At 69.0% G+C, this 18,779-nt stretch carries 18 protein-coding genes; 9 read left to right on the top strand and 9 right to left on the bottom strand.

Features of this window, described 5'->3' with window-relative positions; all coding sequences use genetic code 11:
• Positions 1-127 precede the first annotated feature (127 nt).
• Both IFT82_RS07265 and IFT82_RS07260 read left to right on the top strand, forming a co-directional pair.
• On the top strand, positions 128-1,171 hold the full coding sequence (locus tag IFT82_RS07265) for a Ppx/GppA phosphatase family protein (protein WP_192125663.1): 1,044 nt from the start codon (positions 128-130) through the stop codon (positions 1,169-1,171).
• A 24-nt stretch (positions 1,172-1,195) separates the two neighbouring features.
• Positions 1,196-1,891, top strand: coding sequence for an RlmE family RNA methyltransferase (locus IFT82_RS07260; RefSeq protein ID WP_192125662.1), 696 nt, complete (start codon positions 1,196-1,198; stop codon positions 1,889-1,891).
• A gap of 377 nt (positions 1,892-2,268) precedes the next feature.
• Here the strand turns inward: IFT82_RS07260 and rpoZ are convergent.
• Positions 2,269-2,611, bottom strand: a 343-nt coding sequence (gene rpoZ, locus IFT82_RS07255; protein ID WP_192125786.1) for a DNA-directed RNA polymerase subunit omega, incomplete at its 3' end; no start/stop codon positions are given.
• A 209-nt stretch (positions 2,612-2,820) separates the two neighbouring features.
• Here rpoZ and IFT82_RS07250 point away from each other — a divergent pair.
• Positions 2,821-3,981, top strand: coding sequence for a phospholipase D-like domain-containing protein (locus IFT82_RS07250; protein WP_192125785.1), 1,161 nt, complete (start codon positions 2,821-2,823; stop codon positions 3,979-3,981).
• A 203-nt stretch (positions 3,982-4,184) separates the two neighbouring features.
• Here the strand turns inward: IFT82_RS07250 and IFT82_RS07245 are convergent, their stop codons facing one another.
• Positions 4,185-4,796: a class I SAM-dependent methyltransferase gene (locus IFT82_RS07245; RefSeq protein ID WP_192125661.1), complete on the bottom strand. Its 612-nt coding sequence runs from the start codon at positions 4,794-4,796 to the stop codon at positions 4,185-4,187.
• A gap of 183 nt (positions 4,797-4,979) precedes the next feature.
• Between IFT82_RS07245 and IFT82_RS07240 the strand changes: the two genes are divergently transcribed.
• The gene (locus IFT82_RS07240) at positions 4,980-5,306 is read left to right on the top strand and encodes an antibiotic biosynthesis monooxygenase family protein (RefSeq protein WP_192125660.1); all 327 of its coding nucleotides are present in this window, start codon (positions 4,980-4,982) and stop codon (positions 5,304-5,306) included.
• A 95-nt stretch (positions 5,307-5,401) separates the two neighbouring features.
• Here the strand turns inward: IFT82_RS07240 and IFT82_RS07235 are convergent, their stop codons facing one another.
• Positions 5,402-7,693: a CDC48 family AAA ATPase gene (locus IFT82_RS07235; protein ID WP_192125659.1), complete on the bottom strand. Its 2,292-nt coding sequence runs from the start codon at positions 7,691-7,693 to the stop codon at positions 5,402-5,404.
• Positions 7,694-7,940: 247 nt separating this feature from the next.
• Between IFT82_RS07235 and IFT82_RS07230 the strand changes: the two genes are divergently transcribed.
• Positions 7,941-8,834 (top strand): LysR substrate-binding domain-containing protein, encoded by an 894-nt coding sequence (locus IFT82_RS07230; RefSeq protein WP_192125658.1) that lies wholly within the window; start codon positions 7,941-7,943, stop codon positions 8,832-8,834.
• A 34-nt stretch (positions 8,835-8,868) separates the two neighbouring features.
• On the opposite strand, the gene IFT82_RS07225 is transcribed toward IFT82_RS07230, so the two are convergent.
• The 3 genes from IFT82_RS07225 to IFT82_RS07215 all read right to left on the bottom strand — a co-directional run bounded on the left by IFT82_RS07225 (position 8,869) and on the right by IFT82_RS07215 (position 10,742).
• Positions 8,869-9,612: a TorF family putative porin gene (locus tag IFT82_RS07225; protein WP_192125657.1), complete on the bottom strand. Its 744-nt coding sequence runs from the start codon at positions 9,610-9,612 to the stop codon at positions 8,869-8,871.
• A gap of 14 nt (positions 9,613-9,626) precedes the next feature.
• Positions 9,627-10,103 (bottom strand): hypothetical protein, encoded by a 477-nt coding sequence (locus IFT82_RS07220; protein WP_244646575.1) that lies wholly within the window; start codon positions 10,101-10,103, stop codon positions 9,627-9,629.
• A gap of 183 nt (positions 10,104-10,286) precedes the next feature.
• A complete protein-coding gene (locus IFT82_RS07215) occupies positions 10,287-10,742 on the bottom strand; it encodes a peptidylprolyl isomerase (RefSeq protein WP_192125655.1) in 456 nt (151 codons plus the stop codon).
• Between the two features lie 137 nt (positions 10,743-10,879).
• Between IFT82_RS07215 and mgtE the strand changes: the two genes are divergently transcribed.
• The 3 genes from mgtE (at position 10,880) to IFT82_RS07200 (ending at position 13,215) form a co-directional block, all read left to right on the top strand.
• A complete protein-coding gene (gene mgtE / locus IFT82_RS07210) occupies positions 10,880-12,301 on the top strand; it encodes a magnesium transporter (RefSeq protein ID WP_244646574.1) in 1,422 nt (473 codons plus the stop codon).
• A 42-nt stretch (positions 12,302-12,343) separates the two neighbouring features.
• Positions 12,344-12,760, top strand: coding sequence for a DUF1489 family protein (locus IFT82_RS07205; RefSeq protein ID WP_192125653.1), 417 nt, complete (start codon positions 12,344-12,346; stop codon positions 12,758-12,760).
• A 140-nt stretch (positions 12,761-12,900) separates the two neighbouring features.
• The gene (locus IFT82_RS07200) at positions 12,901-13,215 is read left to right on the top strand and encodes a hypothetical protein (RefSeq protein WP_192125652.1); all 315 of its coding nucleotides are present in this window, start codon (positions 12,901-12,903) and stop codon (positions 13,213-13,215) included.
• A gap of 114 nt (positions 13,216-13,329) precedes the next feature.
• Here the strand turns inward: IFT82_RS07200 and IFT82_RS20790 are convergent, their stop codons facing one another.
• Together IFT82_RS20790 and IFT82_RS07190 are read right to left on the bottom strand one after the other, a co-directional pair.
• Positions 13,330-14,856, bottom strand: a complete 1,527-nt coding sequence (locus tag IFT82_RS20790; RefSeq protein WP_192125651.1) for an esterase-like activity of phytase family protein — start codon at positions 14,854-14,856, stop codon at positions 13,330-13,332.
• Between the two features lie 131 nt (positions 14,857-14,987).
• Positions 14,988-15,857 carry a 3-hydroxybutyryl-CoA dehydrogenase gene (locus tag IFT82_RS07190; RefSeq protein WP_192125650.1) on the bottom strand — a complete coding sequence of 290 codons (870 nt, stop codon included), beginning with the start codon at positions 15,855-15,857 and terminating at the stop codon, positions 14,988-14,990.
• 109 nt (positions 15,858-15,966) lie between these two features.
• On the opposite strand from IFT82_RS07190, the gene IFT82_RS07185 reads away from it, so the two are divergent.
• Positions 15,967-17,043 (top strand): DUF1176 domain-containing protein, encoded by a 1,077-nt coding sequence (locus IFT82_RS07185; protein ID WP_207105748.1) that lies wholly within the window; start codon positions 15,967-15,969, stop codon positions 17,041-17,043.
• 128 nt (positions 17,044-17,171) lie between these two features.
• Here the strand turns inward: IFT82_RS07185 and IFT82_RS07180 are convergent, their stop codons facing one another.
• A complete protein-coding gene (locus tag IFT82_RS07180; protein WP_192125648.1) occupies positions 17,172-18,653 on the bottom strand; it encodes a M23 family metallopeptidase in 1,482 nt (493 codons plus the stop codon).
• Between the last annotated feature and the right edge of the window lie 126 nt (positions 18,654-18,779).

Below are 18,779 nucleotides of genomic sequence, written 5' to 3'. Positions count from 1 at the left end.
GCGGTGTCAACGGGGGAATCGACGCCGCTTGTCGTCGGGCCGGGGGAGCGCTACGTTGGGGGCAGACACCGAGCGGGCGCATCCTTGCGGTCGTGACGGCAGAACACGAACGGAAAGTATCACGGCGATGGGGGATGTTTCCGCCCGAGAGCCGTACCGGCAGGATCGCCCTGCCCGTCCGGCGCCGAACCGGCCGCCCCGCGGCCGGTGGGGCGATGCGCGGGCCTATGCCGCGCTCGATCTGGGCACCAATAACTGCCGGTTGCTGATCGCCCGGCCGCAGGGGTCGGGCTTTGCGGTGGTCGATGCCTTTTCGCGCATCGTCCGGCTGGGCGAAGGCGTGGCGGCGAGCGGGCGGTTGAGCGATGCGGCGATCGAGCGGACGCTGGCGGCGCTGCGCGTGTGCGCGGACAAGCTGAAGCGGCGCAACGTCGTCCTCGCCCGATCGGTCGCGACCGAGGCGTGCCGGCGCGCCGCGAACGGCGCGGATTTCATCGAGCGCGCCCATGCCGAAACCGGCATCCGGCTCGACATCATCTCGGCGGAGGAAGAGGCGGGGCTGGCGGTGCTCGGCTGCCACGCGCTGATCGAGCCGGGCAGCGACCCCGCGCTGGTGTTCGACATCGGCGGCGGATCGACCGAACTGGTGCTGGTCGACACCGCCGGGCCGGAGCCGCGCGTGCTCGACTGGCATTCGGCGCCATGGGGCGTCGTGTCGCTGACGGAGCGGGCCGGCGCCGCCGGCAATGGCGACCCGGCCGCGCTGGCACGGGCCTATGCGGAGATGCGGGCGCTGGCGGCGGCCAGCATGGCGCCGTTCGCGGCGCGGCTGCCCCGGGTCGACCAGCCGCGGCTGCTGGGCACCAGCGGCACGGTAACGACGCTGGGCAGCGTGCATCTGGGCCTGAGCCATTACGACCGATCGGCGGTCGACGGGCTGGTCGCACCGGCGGCGGCGATGCGCGAGATCAGCCGGTCGCTGTCGGGCAAGTCGATCGCGCAGCGGGCCGAGGTGGCGTGCATCGGCAACGAGCGCGCCGATCTGGTGGTGGCGGGCTGTGCGATCCTGGAGACGATCATGGACCTGTGGCCGGCCGAGCGGCTGGGCATCGCCGATCGCGGCATCCGCGAGGGTATTCTGCGCCGCCTGATGGGCGAGCGCCGGCCATGAAGACGGCGACATGAGGAACAAGACATGAGCAGGGGTGGATCGGGCGGACGGACGCGCGTGAAGACCGCGCGCAACCGCACCGCGGCATCGACGCGGTGGCTGGAGCGGCAGTTGAACGATCCCTATGTCCGCAAGGCGCGGGCGGAGGGCTATCGCAGCCGCGCGGCATACAAGCTGATCGAGCTGGACGAGCGATTCGGGCTGCTGAAGGGCGCGCGCCGGGTGATCGACCTGGGCATCGCACCGGGTGGCTGGACGCAGGTGGTACGGCGGCAGGTGCCGGCGGCGACGATCGTCGGGATCGACCTGTTGCCGGTCGACCCGATCGACGGCGCGACGATCCTGCAACTCGATTTCATGGACGATACGGCACCGGGCCTGTTGCAGGAGGCGCTGGGCGGCGCTGCCGACCTGATCCTGTCGGACATGGCGGCCAATACCGTCGGCCATCCCCAGACCGATCACCTGCGCACCATGGCGCTGGTCGAGGCGGGGGTGGAATTCGCGTGCGACGTGCTGAAACCCGGCGGCGCGTTCGTCGCCAAGGTGCTGGCGGGTGGCGCCGACAATGATCTGGTGGCGACGCTGAAGCGCAATTTCCAGACGGTAAAACATGCCAAGCCGCCGGCCAGCCGCAAGGATTCGTCCGAATGGTATGTGATCGCGCAAGGTTTCAAGGGGCGGACGGCGAACGATCCGGTGCCAGACGACGCGGACTGAAAAGTCACGCTAACGTCGCGAAAGTCGCATCCTACAGGGGGTGCCTCAGGCGTGTGACCGACGATGCGAAAGAGCGGCGGCGACGTGGCCGTGGCGCGATCGTAGCGGGGCACGCCGGTGTAGGACAGCCCGGGGTCGGTACGGCCGGCGGGATGACATCGGCCCGGCCGATCCCGGCGTCGTCAGCGTGGCGAGGCACGTCAGGGGCTACCATGCCTCGCGCCAGATTCCCTCGCTAGAGCGGGATGACATGAGGTTGATCCGTCATGGCGAGCGTAGCGAAGCAATCCAGTGCCGGACCAGGACGCCCTGGATTGCTTCGCTACGCTCGCCATGACGAACATCCGGATCAATCTCATGTCATCCCGTTCTGACGNAGCCGTCGTAGTCGGCACCCAGATTCTGGTTGCGCGGCGGCGCGGCAGCGGTGAGGCGCAGTGCCTCCGCCTGCGCGGACAGCGAGCCGACGGCATCGACCTCGTCATCGTCGTCGACCCGTACCTTCTGCAACGAGGTGACGACCGATTCCTGCAGGTGATCGGGACGGACCGTCTCTTCCGCGATCTCGCGCAGGGCGACGACCGGGTTCTTGTCGCGATCGCGATCGATCGTCAGATCGGCGCCACCCGAAATCTGGCGTGCCCGCTGCGCCGCGAACAACACGAGGTCGAACCGGTTGGAAACCTTGTCGACGCAATCCTCGACGGTGACGCGCGCCATGCCGTGTCCTTCAAAACGCTGAAATCAGGAGAATGGCGGCGGATAGCGCAAGAGCCGGTGAAAATCAAGGTTGGCGTCGGCAAGGTGACATGGATCAACCCGCCCCGCCCGTGCGTAGTGAGACTATGCCGGTGTCCGACCGTACCCCGCCCCTGCCCGACGGCGCAGCGCCGGCGCCTGCCCCGCCTGCCCGCCCGGCTGCGGACGACATGCCCGAACAACCGGTGTTCACCGTCGATGGCAACCGGCTGACGCTGCTCGACACCGGACCGCGACGGTTGCGGGCGTTGATCGACCTGATCGACGGCGCGCGCCATTCGCTGCGCATCCTCTATTATATCTACGCCGACGACGACACCGGCCGGCGGATCAACGCGGCGCTGGCGGCGGCGGCCCGGCGCGGGGTGACGGTGGCGGTGGTCGTCGACGGGTTCGGCAGCGACGGCACCGACGATTCGTTTTTCGACGACATCCGTGCCGCCGGGGTCGATGTGTGCTGGTTCACGCCCTCGTTCGGGCGGCGTTACCTACTGCGCAACCATCAGAAACTGGCGCTGGCCGATGCCGATGAGAATCCGCGGATCATCATCGGCGGCTTCAACGTCGAGGACGATTACTTCGGCACCGTCGCGGACAAGGCGTGGCGCGACCTGGGGCTGCTGGTCGAAGGGCCGGCGGCGGCGCGGATGGGCGGCTATTTCGACGCCCTGCGCGCCGCGATCGAACATCCCAAGCTGCGCGTCGGCCCGATCAACCGGTCGTTGGCGCAGTTCAGCGAACGGCATGGCCGGATGCGCTGGCTGATCGGCGGCCCCACCCGCCGGCTGTCACCCTGGGCGCGAACGGTGCGCGACGACATGGCGAGGGGACGCTACATCGACATGGTGGCAGGCTATTTCCTGCCCAGCCCGATGCTGTTGCGCCGGATCGAGCGCGCGGGCCGGGCCAGCCACCGGGTCCGCATCGTCACCGCCGCCCGGTCCGACAACAACGCCACGATCGCCGCCGCGCGCTTCACCTATGCCGGGCTGATGAAGCGGGGGGTGCAACTGTTCGAATATCTGCCGACCAAGCTGCACACCAAACTCTATGCGATCGACGATATCGTGCATATCGGTTCGGCCAATTTCGACATGCGCAGCCTGTTCATCAATCTGGAACTGATGCTGCGGATCGACGATGCCGCCTTTGCCAATCATGTGCGCGCCTATGTCGATGGCGAGATCGCACAATCGCAGGCGGTGACCCCCGACGTGTACCGGCGCGAGACGGGCTGGTGGCAGCGGGTGAAGCAGTTCGGGGCGTATGTGATGCTGGGGGTGATCGATCCCAGCGTGTCGCGCGGTCTGAATTTCGGGATCGACGAATAGGTCACGCCGTCACGGTGAGCGTGGTGACGCGATCATGATGGTCCACGTAGCGCTGAACCGCTTCATCGTGTGTGCGACGATGGGGAAAGGTACGACGGCAAAGCCGCCGTCTTTACGTCGGACGGGATCGGCGATGCCGACCCGCCGGCCGGACTTCGCGCTGCCGCCGGGCGGCACCGACGCGGGCGTGGCCGCGTCTGCGCTCAGTCCTTCCAGGCCCAGTACAACTGCGCGGGCGGCACGTTCCACCATTCCATGTCGTGGTCGATCCGCTGCCAGTGCGGGACCAGGAAGTCCTTCACCTTGGGGCTGAACTGATAGACCAGGAAGGCACCACCGGGATTGAGCGTGGCGTGCGTCGCCGCCGCGATCGCCGGGCCGACGCCGGGGGGCAGCGTGGAGAAGGGCAGGCCCGACAGGATATAGTCCGCCGCAGCGAACCCCCGTTCGGCGATGATCGTCGCGACATCGGCCGCCGACCCCTCGACCGGCTGGAACCGCGGATCGACGATCGTGGCATCGAGATAGCGGATGAAGTCGGCATTGGTGTCGATCGCGATCAGCGTCGCGTCGGGCGCCATGCGTTCCAGGATCGGACGGCAGAAGGTGCCGACACCGGGGCCGTATTCGACGAACAGCTTGCAATTGGCCCAGTCCACCCGGTCCAGCATCTTGCGGATCAGCTTGTCGGACGACGGGATGATCGATCCCACCATCACCGGGTGCTTGAGAAAACCCTGGAAGAACATCTGTGCCGGGGAAGGAATTCCGGCGGGGCGGCGCACGCGGCGGGCGGCGGAGGTCGAGCTTGCCATCGAAATCCTGTCGATCGTGGTCCCCACACGAACGGCGAGGTCTTGACCCCTCCGTCGCACAGGTGCCGAACGTGTTGCAAGGGATAGGGTTTCAATCGTGCGACAGACCGCCCCGCGATGGGGCACCGCCGACCCCGCACTTCCCCTTCCCTGCCGCTACGGCGATGGGGTATTCCAGGGGGCATGACCGACCGGACGGGACAGGTGGCGGTGATCTTTTCATCGCAGCGACGCAGTGATGGTGAAGCGGATTATGCCGCCGCCGCCATCGCGATGGATCGTCTGGCCGCCCTCCAGCCCGGTTATCGCGGCGTCGACAGCGCACGCGGGGCGGACGGGTTCGGCATCACCGTCAGCTGGTGGGCGGACGAGGCGGCGGCACTGGCATGGCGCGCGCACCCCGACCATGCCGCGATCCGCGACGGTGGGCGGGCGGAGTGGTACGACCGCTACGAAGTGGCGGTGACGACGGTCGGGCGGTCATACCGGTGGGCGCGGGATCGCGGATGATGTTTGCGGCTGGTCCGTCACCGCGAGCGTGGCGGGCCGCACCCACAACGCACGGGATCGCTTCGCTACGCTCGCGGTGACGGATGAGGCGGGGTCTACTCCCCCTTGCTGCCTCGCGGCGTCAACTGGCCGGGGCTGATGAAACCGATCGGCTGGACCGCGGTGGCATCCTGTTTCAGGCGGGCGGCCATCTGCTCGTAATCGCGCTCGGTTTCGGGCGTGACACTGGCGCGCGATTCGGTGAGGGCCGATTCGAAATCCGCCATCGTCACCTCGGTGCTCTGGAGCGAGCGGCGCAGCGCGACCAGACCGGCGCGGCGCGTCACGTCCTCCAGGTCGGCGCCGGTGAACCGTTCGGTCCGGCGCGCCACCTCCTCCAGATCGACATCGGCGGCGAGCGGCATCTTGGCGGTCTGGATCTTCAGGATGCGCAGCCGCCCCGGGGTATCGGGCAGGCCGACATAGATCAGCTCGTCGAACCGGCCCGGCCGCAGCAGCGCGGGATCGACCAGATTGGGCCGGTTGGTCGCGCCGATCACCACCACCGACTGGAGCTCCTCCAGCCCGTCCATCTCGGCGAGGATGGTGTTCACCACCCGCTCGGTCACCTGCGGTTCGCCCGCGCCGGACCCGCGCGCGGGGACGAGGCTGTCGAGTTCGTCGATGAAGATCACCGTCGGCGCCACCTGCCGCGCGCGCTGGAACAGGCGGGCGATCTGCTGTTCGCTTTCGCCATACCATTTGCTCAGCAGGTCGCTCGACTTGGTGGCGATGAAGTTCGCCTCCGCCTCGCGCGCCACCGCCTTGGCGAGCAGCGTCTTGCCGGTGCCGGGCGGGCCGTAGAGCAGGAAGGCGCGCGCCGGCCGGATGCCGAGCCGCCGGAACGCGTCCGGGTCCTTGAGCGGCAGTTCGACGCCTTCCTTCAGGCGCATCTGCGCATCGTCGAGCCCGCCGACATCCTCCCAGCGGACACGCGGTGCCTCCACCATCACCTCGCGCATCGCCGACGGCTGCACGCGCTTGAGGGCACCTAGGAAATCCTCGCGCGTCACCGACAGCGTGTCGAGCACCTCGGGCGGGATGGTGCGTTCCTCAAGGTTCAGCTTCGGCATGATCCGCCGCACCGCCTCGATCGCCGCCTCGCGGGTCAGCGCCGCCAGATCGGCACCGACGAAGCCATAGGTGGTCCGCGCGAGCTCGGCGAGGTCGACCTTGTCGCCCAGCGGCATCCCGCGGGTGTGAATGCCGAGGATTTCGCGGCGGCCACGCTCGTCGGGCACGCCGACCACGATCTCGCGGTCGAACCGGCCGGGACGGCGCAACGCCTCGTCGATCGCCTCGGGGCGGTTGGTGGCGGCGATCACGACGAGGTTGGCGCGTGCCTCCAGCCCGTCCATCAACGTCAACAGCTGCGCGACGACGCGCTTCTCCGCCTCACCCTGCACCTGGCCGCGCTTGGGGGCGATCGAATCGATCTCGTCGATGAACACGATGGAGGGCGCGGCCTTCGCCGCTTCCTCGAACACCTCGCGCAGCCGGCCTTCGGACTCGCCGTAGGACGAGCCCATGATCTCCGGCCCGTTGATGAGGAAGAACTGCGCGTCCGATTCGTTGGCGACCGCGCGGGCCAACCGCGTCTTGCCGGTGCCGGGCGGGCCATGCAGCAACACGCCTTTGGGGGGATCGACGCCCAGCCGCTGGAACAGTTCGGGGTAACGCAGCGGCAGCTCGACCATCTCGCGCAGATTGTCGATCGTCGCCGCCATGCCGCCGATATCGTCATACGTCACGTCGGCGCGGCGGGCGTCGCGCACCTCCTCATATTCGGGACGCAGCTCGATCTCGGTATTCTCGTCGATATGGACGACGCCCTTGGGACTGGCGGAGACGACTTGAAGCCGGATTTCCTGCAACGCATAGGCAGGGGCGTTCATGAAGCGCTGCACGGTCGGCGGCATGTCCGCCACGCGCTGGTGCCCCGCGGTCGCCACCACGTCGCCCTGGCAGAAAGGGCGGCCTAGGAAGGTGCGCTTCAGCGCGTTCGACGATCCCTGCAAGCGCAGATTCTGTTGTGCGGGCGCGAAGACGACGCGGGTGGCGGGCTTCGATTCGGCGCGGCGCACCTCGACGAAATCGCCCGAGCCGACGCCGGCATTGGCGCGCTGCAAGCCGTCGATGCGCAGCAGGTCGAGCCCCTCGTCCTCCGGATAGGGGCCGACCGCGCGCGCCGGCGTCGACTGTTTGCCGACGATCTCGATCACGTCGCCCTCGCCCACGCCCAGCGCCGCCATCAGCGTGCGCGGCAGGTGGGCGAGGCCACGGCCCGAATCCTCCGGCCGGCTGTTCGCCACCTGGATCTTGCGTGGGGGAGTATCGGTATCGGCCATCAGGCATCCTTTCGGGCGTCGAACCCGTCAGGTAGGAAGCCGGATGCGATGGCGCGAGGGGCTGGCGCCATGCGCCGCGCACAAAAAAAGGGCCAGCGAAACCGCCAGCCCGTGAAGTTTTTAGGAGAGGATGCCTGAAAGGCACGCCCTTTCTGATCCATGTTGGTCTATGCTGCAAGTGCGAAAAGCGATATCGCGATTGCATGTCTGACAATTGGCGGGCACATCGGACGACGGGAGAGGAGATATGCGAAGGCTGCCACCCCTGGGATCGATCGAGGCGTTCGTGCAGGTCGCACGGCTGGGTTCGATCAAGGCCGCGGCCGAGGAGCTGTCGCTCTCCGCCCCCGCGCTCAGCCGACGCATCCAGTCGCTCGAACGCTTCATCGCCAAGCCGCTGTTCGCCCGCCGCCATCAGGCGATGGTGCTGAACGAGGATGGCGAGTGGCTGCTGGTGCAGATCGCGCCCGTGCTCGACCAGCTGTCCGATGCGGTGGAGGCGATGACGGTGGGGTCCGGCCTGTTGCGGCTGCGGCTGGGCGTGCTGCCGCTGTTCGCGGCGCAGCGGCTGTTCCCGCATCTGGGTGCGTTGCGACAGGCGCATCCGGAACTGCACCTCGACATCGACACCGCCGGGCATGGCATCGCGCGGCTGGGCGACGGGCTGGACGCGGTGATCGCGCTGGGGCGGGAGATCGATCCGGCGCTTTACGCGCGGCGCTTCGACCGCAATTCGGTCTACGTCATCGGCGCGCGCCACCTGATCGAGGGGCCACGACCGATCGCGCATCCGTCGCAATTGGCCGGGCAGACCGCGCTGCTCCATCGCGAGATGCCCGACACGATCGGCGCCTGGTCGAGCGCGGCCGGCATCGGCCCGCTGAAACCGATGGCGGTCGACCTGTTCGATTCGGGCGGACTGATGCTGGAGGCGGCGGCGCAGGGGCTGGGCATCGCCTTCATGCATGCCAGTCACTTCAACCACGCCAACGACCCCCGCCTGGTCCGCCTGTTCCCCGATATCGAGGTGGAGAGCCCATACAGCCACTGGTTCGTGTGCCGCCCGCGCGCGATGCAGACCCGGCCGGTGAAGATGTTCCACGACTGGCTGTTCACGCTGACCGACGAACGCGAGGCCTGATCCGCCACAGGCAGACCCGCTACAGGCCGAACTGCTACAGGCCGAACTGCACCCGGCCCAGGATGCGGTCGCCGGCATGGCGCGCATCGGCGAAGGGGCCGAAGGCATCGGCGCGCCGGACATCGGTGCCGGTATAGTCGAGCGCCAGCGTCAGCGGCCCTTGGCGGTGTTCGATCCCCAGCCGCCAGTTCGTATAGTCGCCGCCGGGACGCAGGCGTTGCGCACGGGCGGGCGCCCGGACGGCATCGCCGACCCCGCCCGACGAATGGCCGATGCCCGCGACCAGCGTGACCGGGGTGCCGGGGATGCCGGCATCGGCATCGGCGAAGAGGTGGAGGTTGCTGCCGCCGATCGCGGCTTGCGAGGGGGCCAGCATCGCGCCGCCGGTCATGCGCAGGGGACCGATGCCATAGCTGGCGGTGCCGCCCGCCTCGACATAATCCATTCCGCCGCGCGCCCCCGTGAACAGATGTCCCGTCACGGTCGCCCGCAACCGGATCGCGCCGACGTCCCAGCCCGTGCCCACGCCCAGATCGAGCACCGCATCGGCGCCGCCGTGCCGGCCCGATCCGCGTATCGCGGCGATCCGCGCGGACGCATCGACCGGGCCGACCGGCAGCAGCACGTCACCCGACGCGGACGCCCGCCCCTCACTCCAGCTGAGGCCGCGGCGGCGTTCGTCGGTCGTCGCCTCGACGCCGAGCGTCGGCGACACCTGTGCCAGCGCGGGCGCGGCGACCGTCGTCGCGCCCGTCATCACCGCCAGAATATGTCTCATTCCCGGAATATGCCTCATCCGACGTCGACGTTACCGTGGAAGCGATCCAGTTCGGCGCGCAGGACCTGATGATCCTCCCGCGCCACCGCCTGGAGATGACGGTCCAGCGCATCGCGGCGCGCCGCGATCTGCGCCGCGATCGCCCGGCGCTGCGAACCGCACCAGCCGACATGGCTGCCGGTGACGACCGCATCGCGCGATACGACACGCGTCATCATCGCGCCCGATGCCGTCCGCGCCTCACGCGCAACGGTCATGTCGCCCGCCCAAGTGCAGCGCAGCGTCGAGGGGCGGCCGCCGGGGCCGACCGCGCCGACCTGTTGCTGGCGGATCTTTACGTCGCCGCGGTAGCGGGCGTCGACGGGGCCGGCGTGATGATCCACCCGCAGCGCGTGATCGACGGAAAGGACGGGATTGGAGAAAGCGGGGGCAAGCGGCGCCAGCGCGGTGAGCGCGAGCGCCGCCCCGGCGGCGAGAATACGGGTCATCATGCTCTCCTTGCGAACGGTCCGGCCCATATTGGCCGATATCGTACATGACAAAAATGTCATGTTGGCCGAACGCACGGAAGGCGCGGGGGTTTCAACGCAAACGCCCCGCCGTGCATCCCTGCGCGGCGGGGCGGTGCGGGCCGGACGTATCCCGCGGACGAGATACGGTGTCCGGTCGGGTCGTCAGGCGGTGCGGGCCTTCACGATCTTGCCCGGCTCACGCGGGGGCTCGCCCTTGGGCAGCGCGTCGACCAGTTCCATGCCGTCGGTCACCTGACCCCAGACGGTGTACTGCTTGTCGAGGAAGCGGGCGTCGTCGAACACGATGAAGAACTGCGAGTTCGCGGTATCCGGCTGGTTGGTGCGCGCCATCGAGCAGACGCCGCGCACATGCGGCTCGGCCGAGAATTCCGCCTTCAGGTTGGGCTTGTCGGAACCGGACATGCCGGTGCCGGTGGGATCGCCGCCCTGCGCCATGAAGCCGGGGATCACGCGGTGGAACACGACGCCGTCGTAGAAGCCGTCGTTCGCCAGCTCGACGATGCGCGCGACGTGGTTGGGGGCGAGATCGGGGCGCAACTTGATCGTCACGTCGCCGCCGTCCAGCGTCAGGATCAGCGTGTCGGGGATATCGGCCATGAGGGAAGCTCCTTTGGGGAATTGGTGAACGCCTTAACGTTGCGCGCCAGATAGGGATGCGGGGGGACGCTGGCAAACTTGTCGCGGCTGGCCGGGCACGGTAGGGCCGCGGCCTGCACACCATGAGGGAGGCGGCGATGGTCGACAGCGAGCTGGCCCCCGACGACACGATCGATACCGAGAACGAACTGCCGGAAAACGAACTGGACGAGGACGACCACCTGCGTCCCGAATTCATCCGCGCGGTGCTGGACGCGGTGGCGGCCGGCAACGACGAGGAGGCGCGCGCGCTGGTCGGGCCGCTCCACCCCGCCGACATCGCCGACCTGTTCGAGCTGACCCCGCAACCCGATCGCGCCGCGCTGGCCCGCGCGGTCGCCGAACTGCTCGACGGCGACGTGTTCGCCGAGATGAACGATTACGTCCGCGAGGACCTGATCGATGCGCTGTCGCCGACCGAGGTCGCCGATCTGGCGGCCGAACTCGACACCGACGACGCGGTCGCGATCATCGAGGACATGGACGAGGACGAGCAGCGCGCGGTGCTGCGCGCGCTCGACCCCGACGATCGCGCCGCGATCGAGGAGGCGTTGTCCTATCCGGAGGAATCCGCCGGCCGCCTGATGCAGCGCGAGCTGATCGCGGTGCCCGAGCATTGGACGGTGGGCGACGTGATGGCGTATCTGCGCGGCGCGCAGGAACTGACCACCGACTTCTGGGAAGTCTTCGTCGTCGATCCGCAGCACAAGCCGGTCGGCACCTGCGCGCTGTCGTGGATATTGCGCACTCCCGAATGGGTCAGCGTCGCCGACGTGATGCAGCGCGAACAGACGCTGATCCCGGTCGACATGGATCAGGAGGAGGTCGCGCTCCGTTTCCAGAAATACGCGCTGATCTCCGCCGCGGTGGTCGACGGCGCCGGCCGGCTGGTCGGCATGATCACCGTCGACGACATCGTCCACATCATCCAGCAGGAGGCGGGCGAGGACGTACTGCGCCTGTCGGGCGCGGGCGAGGGCGACATCAACGAACCGATCCGCTTCACCGTGCGGACGCGGCTGACCTGGCTGGTCGTCAACCTCGGCACGGCGATGTTCGCCGCCAGCGTCGTCGGGCTGTTCCAGGATACGATCGCGCGGTTCGCACTGCTGGCGGTGCTGATGCCGATCGTGTCGGGCATGGGCGGCAATGCCGGCACGCAGACGCTGGCGGTGGTGGTGCGCGCGTTGGCGACCAACCAGCTGACCTCGTCGAACACGGTGCGGATGATCGTGCGCGAATTCCGCATCGCGGCGGCCAACGGCCTGTCGCTGGGGCTGTTGATCGGCGTGGGCACGTTCGTGGTGTTCGGCAACCGCGACCTGTCGCTGGTGATCGCGCTGGCGATGGTCATCAACAACCTCGTCGCCGGGCTGGCGGGGGTGATCGTGCCGGTGACGCTGGACCGGTTCCGGATCGATCCGGCGGTATCGTCGGCGGTGTTCGTGACGACGATGACCGACACGATGGGCTTCTTCGCGTTCCTCGGCCTCGCCAGCCTGTGGGGTCTGGGCGCGTGATCGCCGCTTGATCCCGGCCGCGCCATGCCCAGATGGGCGGATATGGCGCTTCACCTGACCAAAGTGGCGTTCGGCGCGACCGGCGTCGAGCATCTGGCCGACCGCATCCGGGCCCGCGTGGCGGAAGGCGGCATGGTGCTGACCACGCGCTACTTGCCCAAACGGCACGAGGAGGTGGCGGGACCGGTGGGCGAAGGCGGATCGCTGTTCTGGATCATCAAGCACCAGCTGGTCGCCCGCTCCCCCATCCTGCGCTTCGGCGAGGCGGAGGGCGGCCGGGTGGCGATCCATCTCGGGCCGGACCTGGTGCTGGTGCAGGCGCAACCCAAGCGCGCGCATCAGGGCTGGCGCTATCTGGAAGCCGCCGATGCGCCGATCGATCTGGGCGGCGACACTACCGGACTGGCGGCGATGCCACCGGCGCTGGTGGGGGAACTGGCGGCACTGGCGCTGATCTGAGGGGGCTGGCAGCAAGCCGACATCCCTCTCAGATCGGCGCATCAATCAAGCCCTGGCCGGTCTGTCCGGAACAATCTGTCGCATCAATCCTTGATACGAGCTATCGTGGCACGTGCATCCTCATGCCGCAGGAATATCCCATGAAGATTATCGCGTATCTTGTGGCCGCATCACTTCCAACGATGGCCGAGGCACAGGTCTACAATACGCTTCAAGGCGGATTCACCCCATCCGATTACGGTAATTATGCCAGAGGCATATATCCCGAGATCAACAGCTTCGGTCGATACGACTCGGGCGACACACCGACCATGCGCAAACAGCGAGAAAAGCGGATCGCCGCGTTTCGGGCGAAGGTCGCTTATGTGTTGGCCATCAATAACGGAACACTGACGGAAGACACGCAAAAGTATCTCCGTCACGAATTCATCAAGTTGAGCTATCGAAATCGATAGACCGTAAGGCCTCCGGAAGGACCGGGTGATCGCCTATCCTGCTTCAGGCGTTCCTGTCCGCCCCCCGTCAACAGCGGGGCGGGCGATACCGATCGATACCGCCCGCCATTTTGGTCACGCATAGCGAACCCGCGTGCGCTGACGCCGCCGGGCCGTCGCGCCGATCAGGCCGAAACCCAGCACCATCATGCCCCAGGTCGCCGGTTCCGGCACCACACCGGTCAGCGACTGGTACTCGGCCTCGCTCAGGCGGACGCTGTAGATCATGTTGGGGATCAGCGTGGTGCCGGCCGGGCAACCGGCGCCGAGCGCGACCTGCGTGCTGGTGCCGGTGCCGTTCACGCCGCTGGTGCAGACATCGAACTGCGTGCCCGCGCCGTTCTGCGTCACCGAGAAGTCGTTGTCGGTGACGAGGATCAGCGTGTAGCTGCCGTCCGCCAGCCGTGGGCCGAAGGCGAAGCCCTCCAGCTTTTCCGGAATGGCCAGCCCCATGCGGCGCAGCGCGGCGGCGAGATCGAGGAACGGCGTCGCCGCCTTGGCGACCGGGGAGACCCCGGCGGGCAGCGTGTTGGTGCCCGCCAGGCTGATGTCCTTCACATCGGTCGCGCCGGCCAGATCAATGCGATAGACCCGCTTGGAGCCGACCGCGGTGGTGCCGTTGGCGTCCTCCACCCCGAACCCGCGATTGTCGCGTTCCAGCACCAGCAGCGTGCCGTCGCCCACCGCCTGGATCGCCGAGACGCCGATCGAGCGGCCCTGCGCGTTGACGTTGAAGTCATTGGCGGTGCCGGCGATCCGGTCGTTGATGTCCGCGACCGTTTCCAGTTGGTAGATATACTGCGCCTTCTGCGTGCCCGTCGCGACGTCATAGGCGACGATGCGGACGTTGCGGCTGAACCGGCCCTCGCCGTTGACGGTGCCGTTGTTGGTGTTGCGCCCTTCCTCGACCAACGGGTCCTGCAACACGGCATAGGCGGTCTTGCCGTCGGGGCTGACGGTCAGCCCCTCGAACCCGCGATTGTCCTGACGGCCGGTGGCGATGCCGCCATTGCCGCGCCCCGCGACATAATCGACGGTGCCGTTCGCCTGTTTCGGCACGAGGTTGGCCGGCACCTCGAACGCGCGCACGAACGCGCCGGCGGGGGTGAATTCATAGACGGAGGGGCCGTATTCGTCGGACACCAGCAGATTGCCGTTCGGCAACCGCGCCAGCCCCTCCGGGTCGAGCGAAGCGCCCAGCGTCGCGGCGCTGCCGGTCGACAGTTGCGGGTTCAGCCCGGAATAGACCTGCCCGTTCGCCTGCCGGAACAGCACCGTGCTGTTCAGCGCGAAGCCGCCGATCGCGCCGGTCGCCCGGTCGATATCGAGCGTGAAGCCCTGCAACCGGGGCGCATAGGGCAGCACGCCGCCGCCCGGCCCCCGGTCGGTCATGCCCAGGAAACTGTCGGTCGCCGCGTTGTAGATCAGGTCCGACCCGAACCCGCCGAGCCGGTTCTGCCCCGCCCCCGACAGACCCGACAGGTCGGTGCCGTTGGGGATCGCATAGGCCGACACGAGCGTCGCGGCGGCGGCGGGCAACGCCCCGGTCACGGTGGTGATCGCGGTGGCGGCGGCGAGCAGAACGGGCACGAAACGGCGCATGATGGTTATCCCCCTGTTTACCCGATCGGCAGACAGGAGCGACGTTACGCCGGCGTGACGGTTCGGCGAAGGGTTTGCGACAGTGCCATCAAGAGGCACCGCCGCCACGACACCGCGATGATCGCCATACCCTACCGCGTCGGCACCGGTTCCGCGCCCGAATAGTCGTAGAAGCCGCGCCCGGTCTTGCGGCCGTACCAGCCCGCCTCGACATATTTCACCAGCAGCGGCGCGGGGCGGAACTTGGGGTCGCCGGTGCCCTCGAACAGCACGCGCGTAATCTCCAGACAGGTGTCGAGCCCGATGAAATCGGCCAGCGTCAGCGGCCCCATCGGGTGGTTGAGGCCCAACTGGCAGGCGGCATCGATATCGGGGATGGTCGCCACCCCCTCACCCAGTGCGAAGCACGCCTCGTTCAGCATCGGCATCAGCACGCGGTTGACGATGAAGCCGGGCGCGTCGTTGGCGCGCACCACCCGCTTGCCCAGCGCCTGCGCATAGCCCTCCACCGCCGCGACGGTGGCGTCGGACGTGGCGAGGCCGCGGATCAGTTCGATCAGGCCCATGACCGGTACCGGATTGAAGAAATGCACGCCGACGAAGCGCGCCGGATCGGGCGATGCCTGCGCCAGCCGGGTGATCGGGATCGACGAGGTATTGGACGCCAGCACCGCATCGGCGCGCAGCACCTTGCCGACATCGGCGAAGATCTGCCGCTTGATCGCCTCCCGCTCGGTCGCGGCCTCGATCACCAGATCGCAATCGCCCATCGCCGTAACGTCGTCGACCGGCTCGATCAGCGCGAGCGCGGCGTCGCGCGCCTCGGCGGTGATCTTCTCCTTGGTCACCAGCCGGTCGAGCGCCCTGGCGATGCCGGCGCGGCCCTTGTCGGCCTGTTCGCGCGACACGTCCGCCAGCAGGACCCGGAACCCCGCCTGCGCCGATACCTGCGCGATGCCCGCGCCCATCTGACCCGCTCCGATCACGCCGATCGTCCGCATCCCCGTCTCCTTGTTTCCGCCGTTCGCGACGGGCCGCCTTGCCGGCCCGTGTCGATGCCCGGTATCTTCGCCCGCGATACCCCGTCCGGCCCGGGACGGCTAGGAGGCGATGATGAAACCGACGATGGCGGCGACGGTGGTGATGCTGGTGGCATGTCCGGGCGGGGACCCTGCCGCAGCCGCGCCCATGCAAGCCACGACCGGCACGGCTGCCGCCACGGAGACGGCGCCACCGCCGCGACCCGGCCCGACCCGGACGTTCGGCGACTGGTATGTCGGGTGCGACAACAACGCGATCTGCACGATGGCCTCGCTCGGCGGCGAAGCGCAGGTGCCGTTTCCGGCGGTGACGCTGGCGGTGACGCGGGGAGCCGGGCCGGGCGGCGGGTTCGCGCTGGCGTTCGACGTGCCCGGCGACGACACGCAGGTGGTGCCGGTGGCGGTGACGATCGACGGCCGTCGCCTCGCGCTGCCGACGCTGACCGGCGCGGCGGCGGAAAGGGTGATCGCGCAGATGGCGAACGGCCGGTCGCTGGTGGTGCTGGAGGCGGGGGACCGGCCCCGCGCGACCCTGTCGCTGAAGGGCGCGGCGGCGGCGCTGCGTTGGATCGACGAGCGGCAGGGCCGCGTCGACACCGTCACCGCCGCGGTGGCGACGGGTGCACGCGGCGCGGATGCGGTGCCGCCCCCGCCCCGCGCGCCGGTGATCGGGGCGCTGACCGCGACCGGCACCGCCGACAAGCCGACCCGCGTCCAGTTCGCCGCGATGCGCAAGCGCGCGCGGTGCGAGGACCTGCCGGCCGGGGCGGCCAGCTATCCCGAAAGCCATGCGCTGGGGGGCGGCGCGACGCTGGTGATGGTGCCGTGTTCGACCGGGGCGTACAACCTGTCGTCGGCGCTGTTCGTGCTGGAAAAGGGCGCGTGGCGGCCGGCACAGGCCGACGCGCCGACCGGCATCGCCCCCGCCGGCGAGGGGTCGCCGGTGCCCAATGTGGTCAACGCCCGGTGGCAGGGCGGCGAGCTGACCAGCCATGCCAGGGGCCGGGGGCTGGGCGATTGCGGCGTCGCGCAGACCTTCGTCTGGGACGGCACCCGCCTGCGCCTGTCCGAACAGAGCGAGATGGGCGAATGCCGCGGCAACCCGAACTATATCGCGACGTGGCGGGCGCGGGTGGTGCGGCGGTAACGGAAGCGCAGCCCCCACTGATCGAAGTATCGCCGAAACCCTTCTTCCACCCCGGCGCAGGCCGGGGTGGCAGCTTCAACGACTGAAATCCGTTTCGCGGCAGGCAGCCCGGTACGCGAGGAATGCCCCTACCCGCCCGGCTTCACCGCCAGCATCGCCTGCACCTGCCGCTTGAATCCGCGCAGATTCTCGCCCGACAACCGGGCGACGCTGGCGAACGAGATCGAGCGCGGGTTGATCGACTGGCCGTTCCGCCACACTTCCCAGTGCAGGTGCGGGCCGGTCGACAGGCCGGTGGAGCCGATATAGCCGATCACCTGCCCCTGCCGCACCCGCTGGCCGCCGCGCACCGCGATCCGGCTCATATGCCCGTAACCGCTGGAAAGGCCGCCGCCGTGCGCCAGCTTGACGAAATTGCCATAGCCGGCGTTGCGCCCGGCGCTGGCGACGACGCCGTCGATCGCGGCGAGGATCGGGGCGCCATAAGGGGCGGCGATGTCGATCCCCTTGTGCATCCGCATGAAGCCGAGCAGCGGATGCATCCGGAGGCCGAAGTTCGAGGTGACGCGCCCCGCCACCGGCATCCCCATGCCGCCGCGCCGCTCCGCCTGGCCGGCGGCATCGAACCACGTCGCCTCCCGCTCGCCATTGCCGGTCCAGCGCAGCATCCTGAGCGAACGACGGCCCTGATCCAGCCCGGCGAACAGCAGCTCGCCCAGCTTCGTCTCGCCGGTGGCGGCACGGTCGCGCTCGATCACCATGTCGAAACTGTCGGCGGCATGGACGTCGCGGCCGATCGACACGCGCGTCGCCATCGCCTTGATATACGCCTCGACCGCGCGGACCGGCGCGCCGGCGGCACGGGCGGAACGATAGAGGCTGGCGCCGACCAGCCCCTGCAACCGCAAGGGCGTGTGATCGACCGCGATCGGGGTGCGTTCCAGCCGCAGCCCGCCGCCGTCGCGCACCACCGCCACCGACAGGTCGAACCGCGCACGCAAGGCCAGCCGTTCGAGGGGGCGCGGCATCGCCCGGCTGGACCGCCGCCCGAGCGTCAGCGCGATGCGGGTACCGGCGGGAATATCGGCGAGCGACGCGGCACTGCCGACCAGTCGCGCCGCCTCCTGCGCCTGAGGCCGGCCGACGCCGGCGCGTTCCAGCGCACGGCCGAAGCTGTCGCCCTGCCCCAGCGTGGCGGACAGGTCGATCCGGGGCCGCTCCGGCACCTCGGTGAGCGGACGGACGAACTCGGTGGCGGCGGCGACGCGGCCGGTGCCGCTGCCCAAGCCGAGCGGCGCGATGCCCTGCGCCTTTGCCGCCTCCGCATCGGCGCCCGCCAGCGGCGCGGGCACGGTGCCGATCAGCGGCCGGACGCCCGGCGCCAGCGCGATCGTCGCGGCGCATAGCGCGGTGCAGGTGGCGAGGCCACGCCACCAATCGGCGCTGCCGATCCGCATCCCCAGATCGGGCACCCAGTCGATCGCGGCAAGACGCGTGCGCCAGTCCCGATGCGGCGGCGCGGCGCGACCGAACCCGGCGGCGCCCGCCCCCAGCGCCCGCGCGCTGGTGCCGCCGGCCCATTCCAGTCCCTGATCGGTCTTCAGAAACAAACCGCGTCACCTTCGTTACGGATGCCGCGTTTCCTTCGGCGTCGGCGCGGACGGTTGAGCACGCCACCTGCTAAAGTCAAATTAACCGCCTGCTTCGCCCGCCCTCGCTGCGACGAGCGGTGGCGA

The sequence above is a fragment of the Sphingomonas sp. CFBP 8760 genome, assembly GCF_014841615.1.
In the GTDB taxonomy this organism is placed as follows: domain Bacteria; phylum Pseudomonadota; class Alphaproteobacteria; order Sphingomonadales; family Sphingomonadaceae; genus Sphingomonas.
Note: the sequence above shows the minus strand (reverse complement) of the source record. Positions and strands in the feature narration are given on the sequence as shown.

Excerpts from the sequence above, each read along its gene's own strand:
- IFT82_RS07245 (WP_192125661.1), bottom strand. The coding sequence starts at position 4,796 with ATGGCAAGCTCGACCTCCGCCGCCCGCCGCGTGCGCCGCCCCGCCGGA.
- IFT82_RS07220 (WP_244646575.1), bottom strand. The coding sequence starts at position 10,103 with ATGATGACCCGTATTCTCGCCGCCGGGGCGGCGCTCGCGCTCACCGCG.
- IFT82_RS07230 (WP_192125658.1), top strand. The coding sequence starts at position 7,941 with ATGCGAAGGCTGCCACCCCTGGGATCGATCGAGGCGTTCGTGCAGGTC.
- IFT82_RS07250 (WP_192125785.1), top strand. The coding sequence starts at position 2,821 with ATGCCCGAACAACCGGTGTTCACCGTCGATGGCAACCGGCTGACGCTG.
- IFT82_RS07225 (WP_192125657.1), bottom strand. The coding sequence starts at position 9,612 with ATGAGACATATTCTGGCGGTGATGACGGGCGCGACGACGGTCGCCGCG.
- IFT82_RS07235 (WP_192125659.1), bottom strand. The coding sequence starts at position 7,693 with ATGGCCGATACCGATACTCCCCCACGCAAGATCCAGGTGGCGAACAGC.
- IFT82_RS07185 (WP_207105748.1), top strand. The coding sequence starts at position 15,967 with ATGATGAAACCGACGATGGCGGCGACGGTGGTGATGCTGGTGGCATGT.
- IFT82_RS07205 (WP_192125653.1), top strand. The coding sequence starts at position 12,344 with ATGGCGCTTCACCTGACCAAAGTGGCGTTCGGCGCGACCGGCGTCGAG.
- IFT82_RS07265 (WP_192125663.1), top strand. The coding sequence starts at position 128 with ATGGGGGATGTTTCCGCCCGAGAGCCGTACCGGCAGGATCGCCCTGCC.
- mgtE (WP_244646574.1), top strand. The coding sequence starts at position 10,880 with ATGGTCGACAGCGAGCTGGCCCCCGACGACACGATCGATACCGAGAAC.
- IFT82_RS07240 (WP_192125660.1), top strand. The coding sequence starts at position 4,980 with ATGACCGACCGGACGGGACAGGTGGCGGTGATCTTTTCATCGCAGCGA.
- IFT82_RS20790 (WP_192125651.1), bottom strand. The coding sequence starts at position 14,856 with ATGCGCCGTTTCGTGCCCGTTCTGCTCGCCGCCGCCACCGCGATCACC.
- IFT82_RS07190 (WP_192125650.1), bottom strand. The coding sequence starts at position 15,857 with ATGCGGACGATCGGCGTGATCGGAGCGGGTCAGATGGGCGCGGGCATC.
- IFT82_RS07215 (WP_192125655.1), bottom strand. The coding sequence starts at position 10,742 with ATGGCCGATATCCCCGACACGCTGATCCTGACGCTGGACGGCGGCGAC.
- IFT82_RS07200 (WP_192125652.1), top strand. The coding sequence starts at position 12,901 with ATGAAGATTATCGCGTATCTTGTGGCCGCATCACTTCCAACGATGGCC.
- IFT82_RS07260 (WP_192125662.1), top strand. The coding sequence starts at position 1,196 with ATGAGCAGGGGTGGATCGGGCGGACGGACGCGCGTGAAGACCGCGCGC.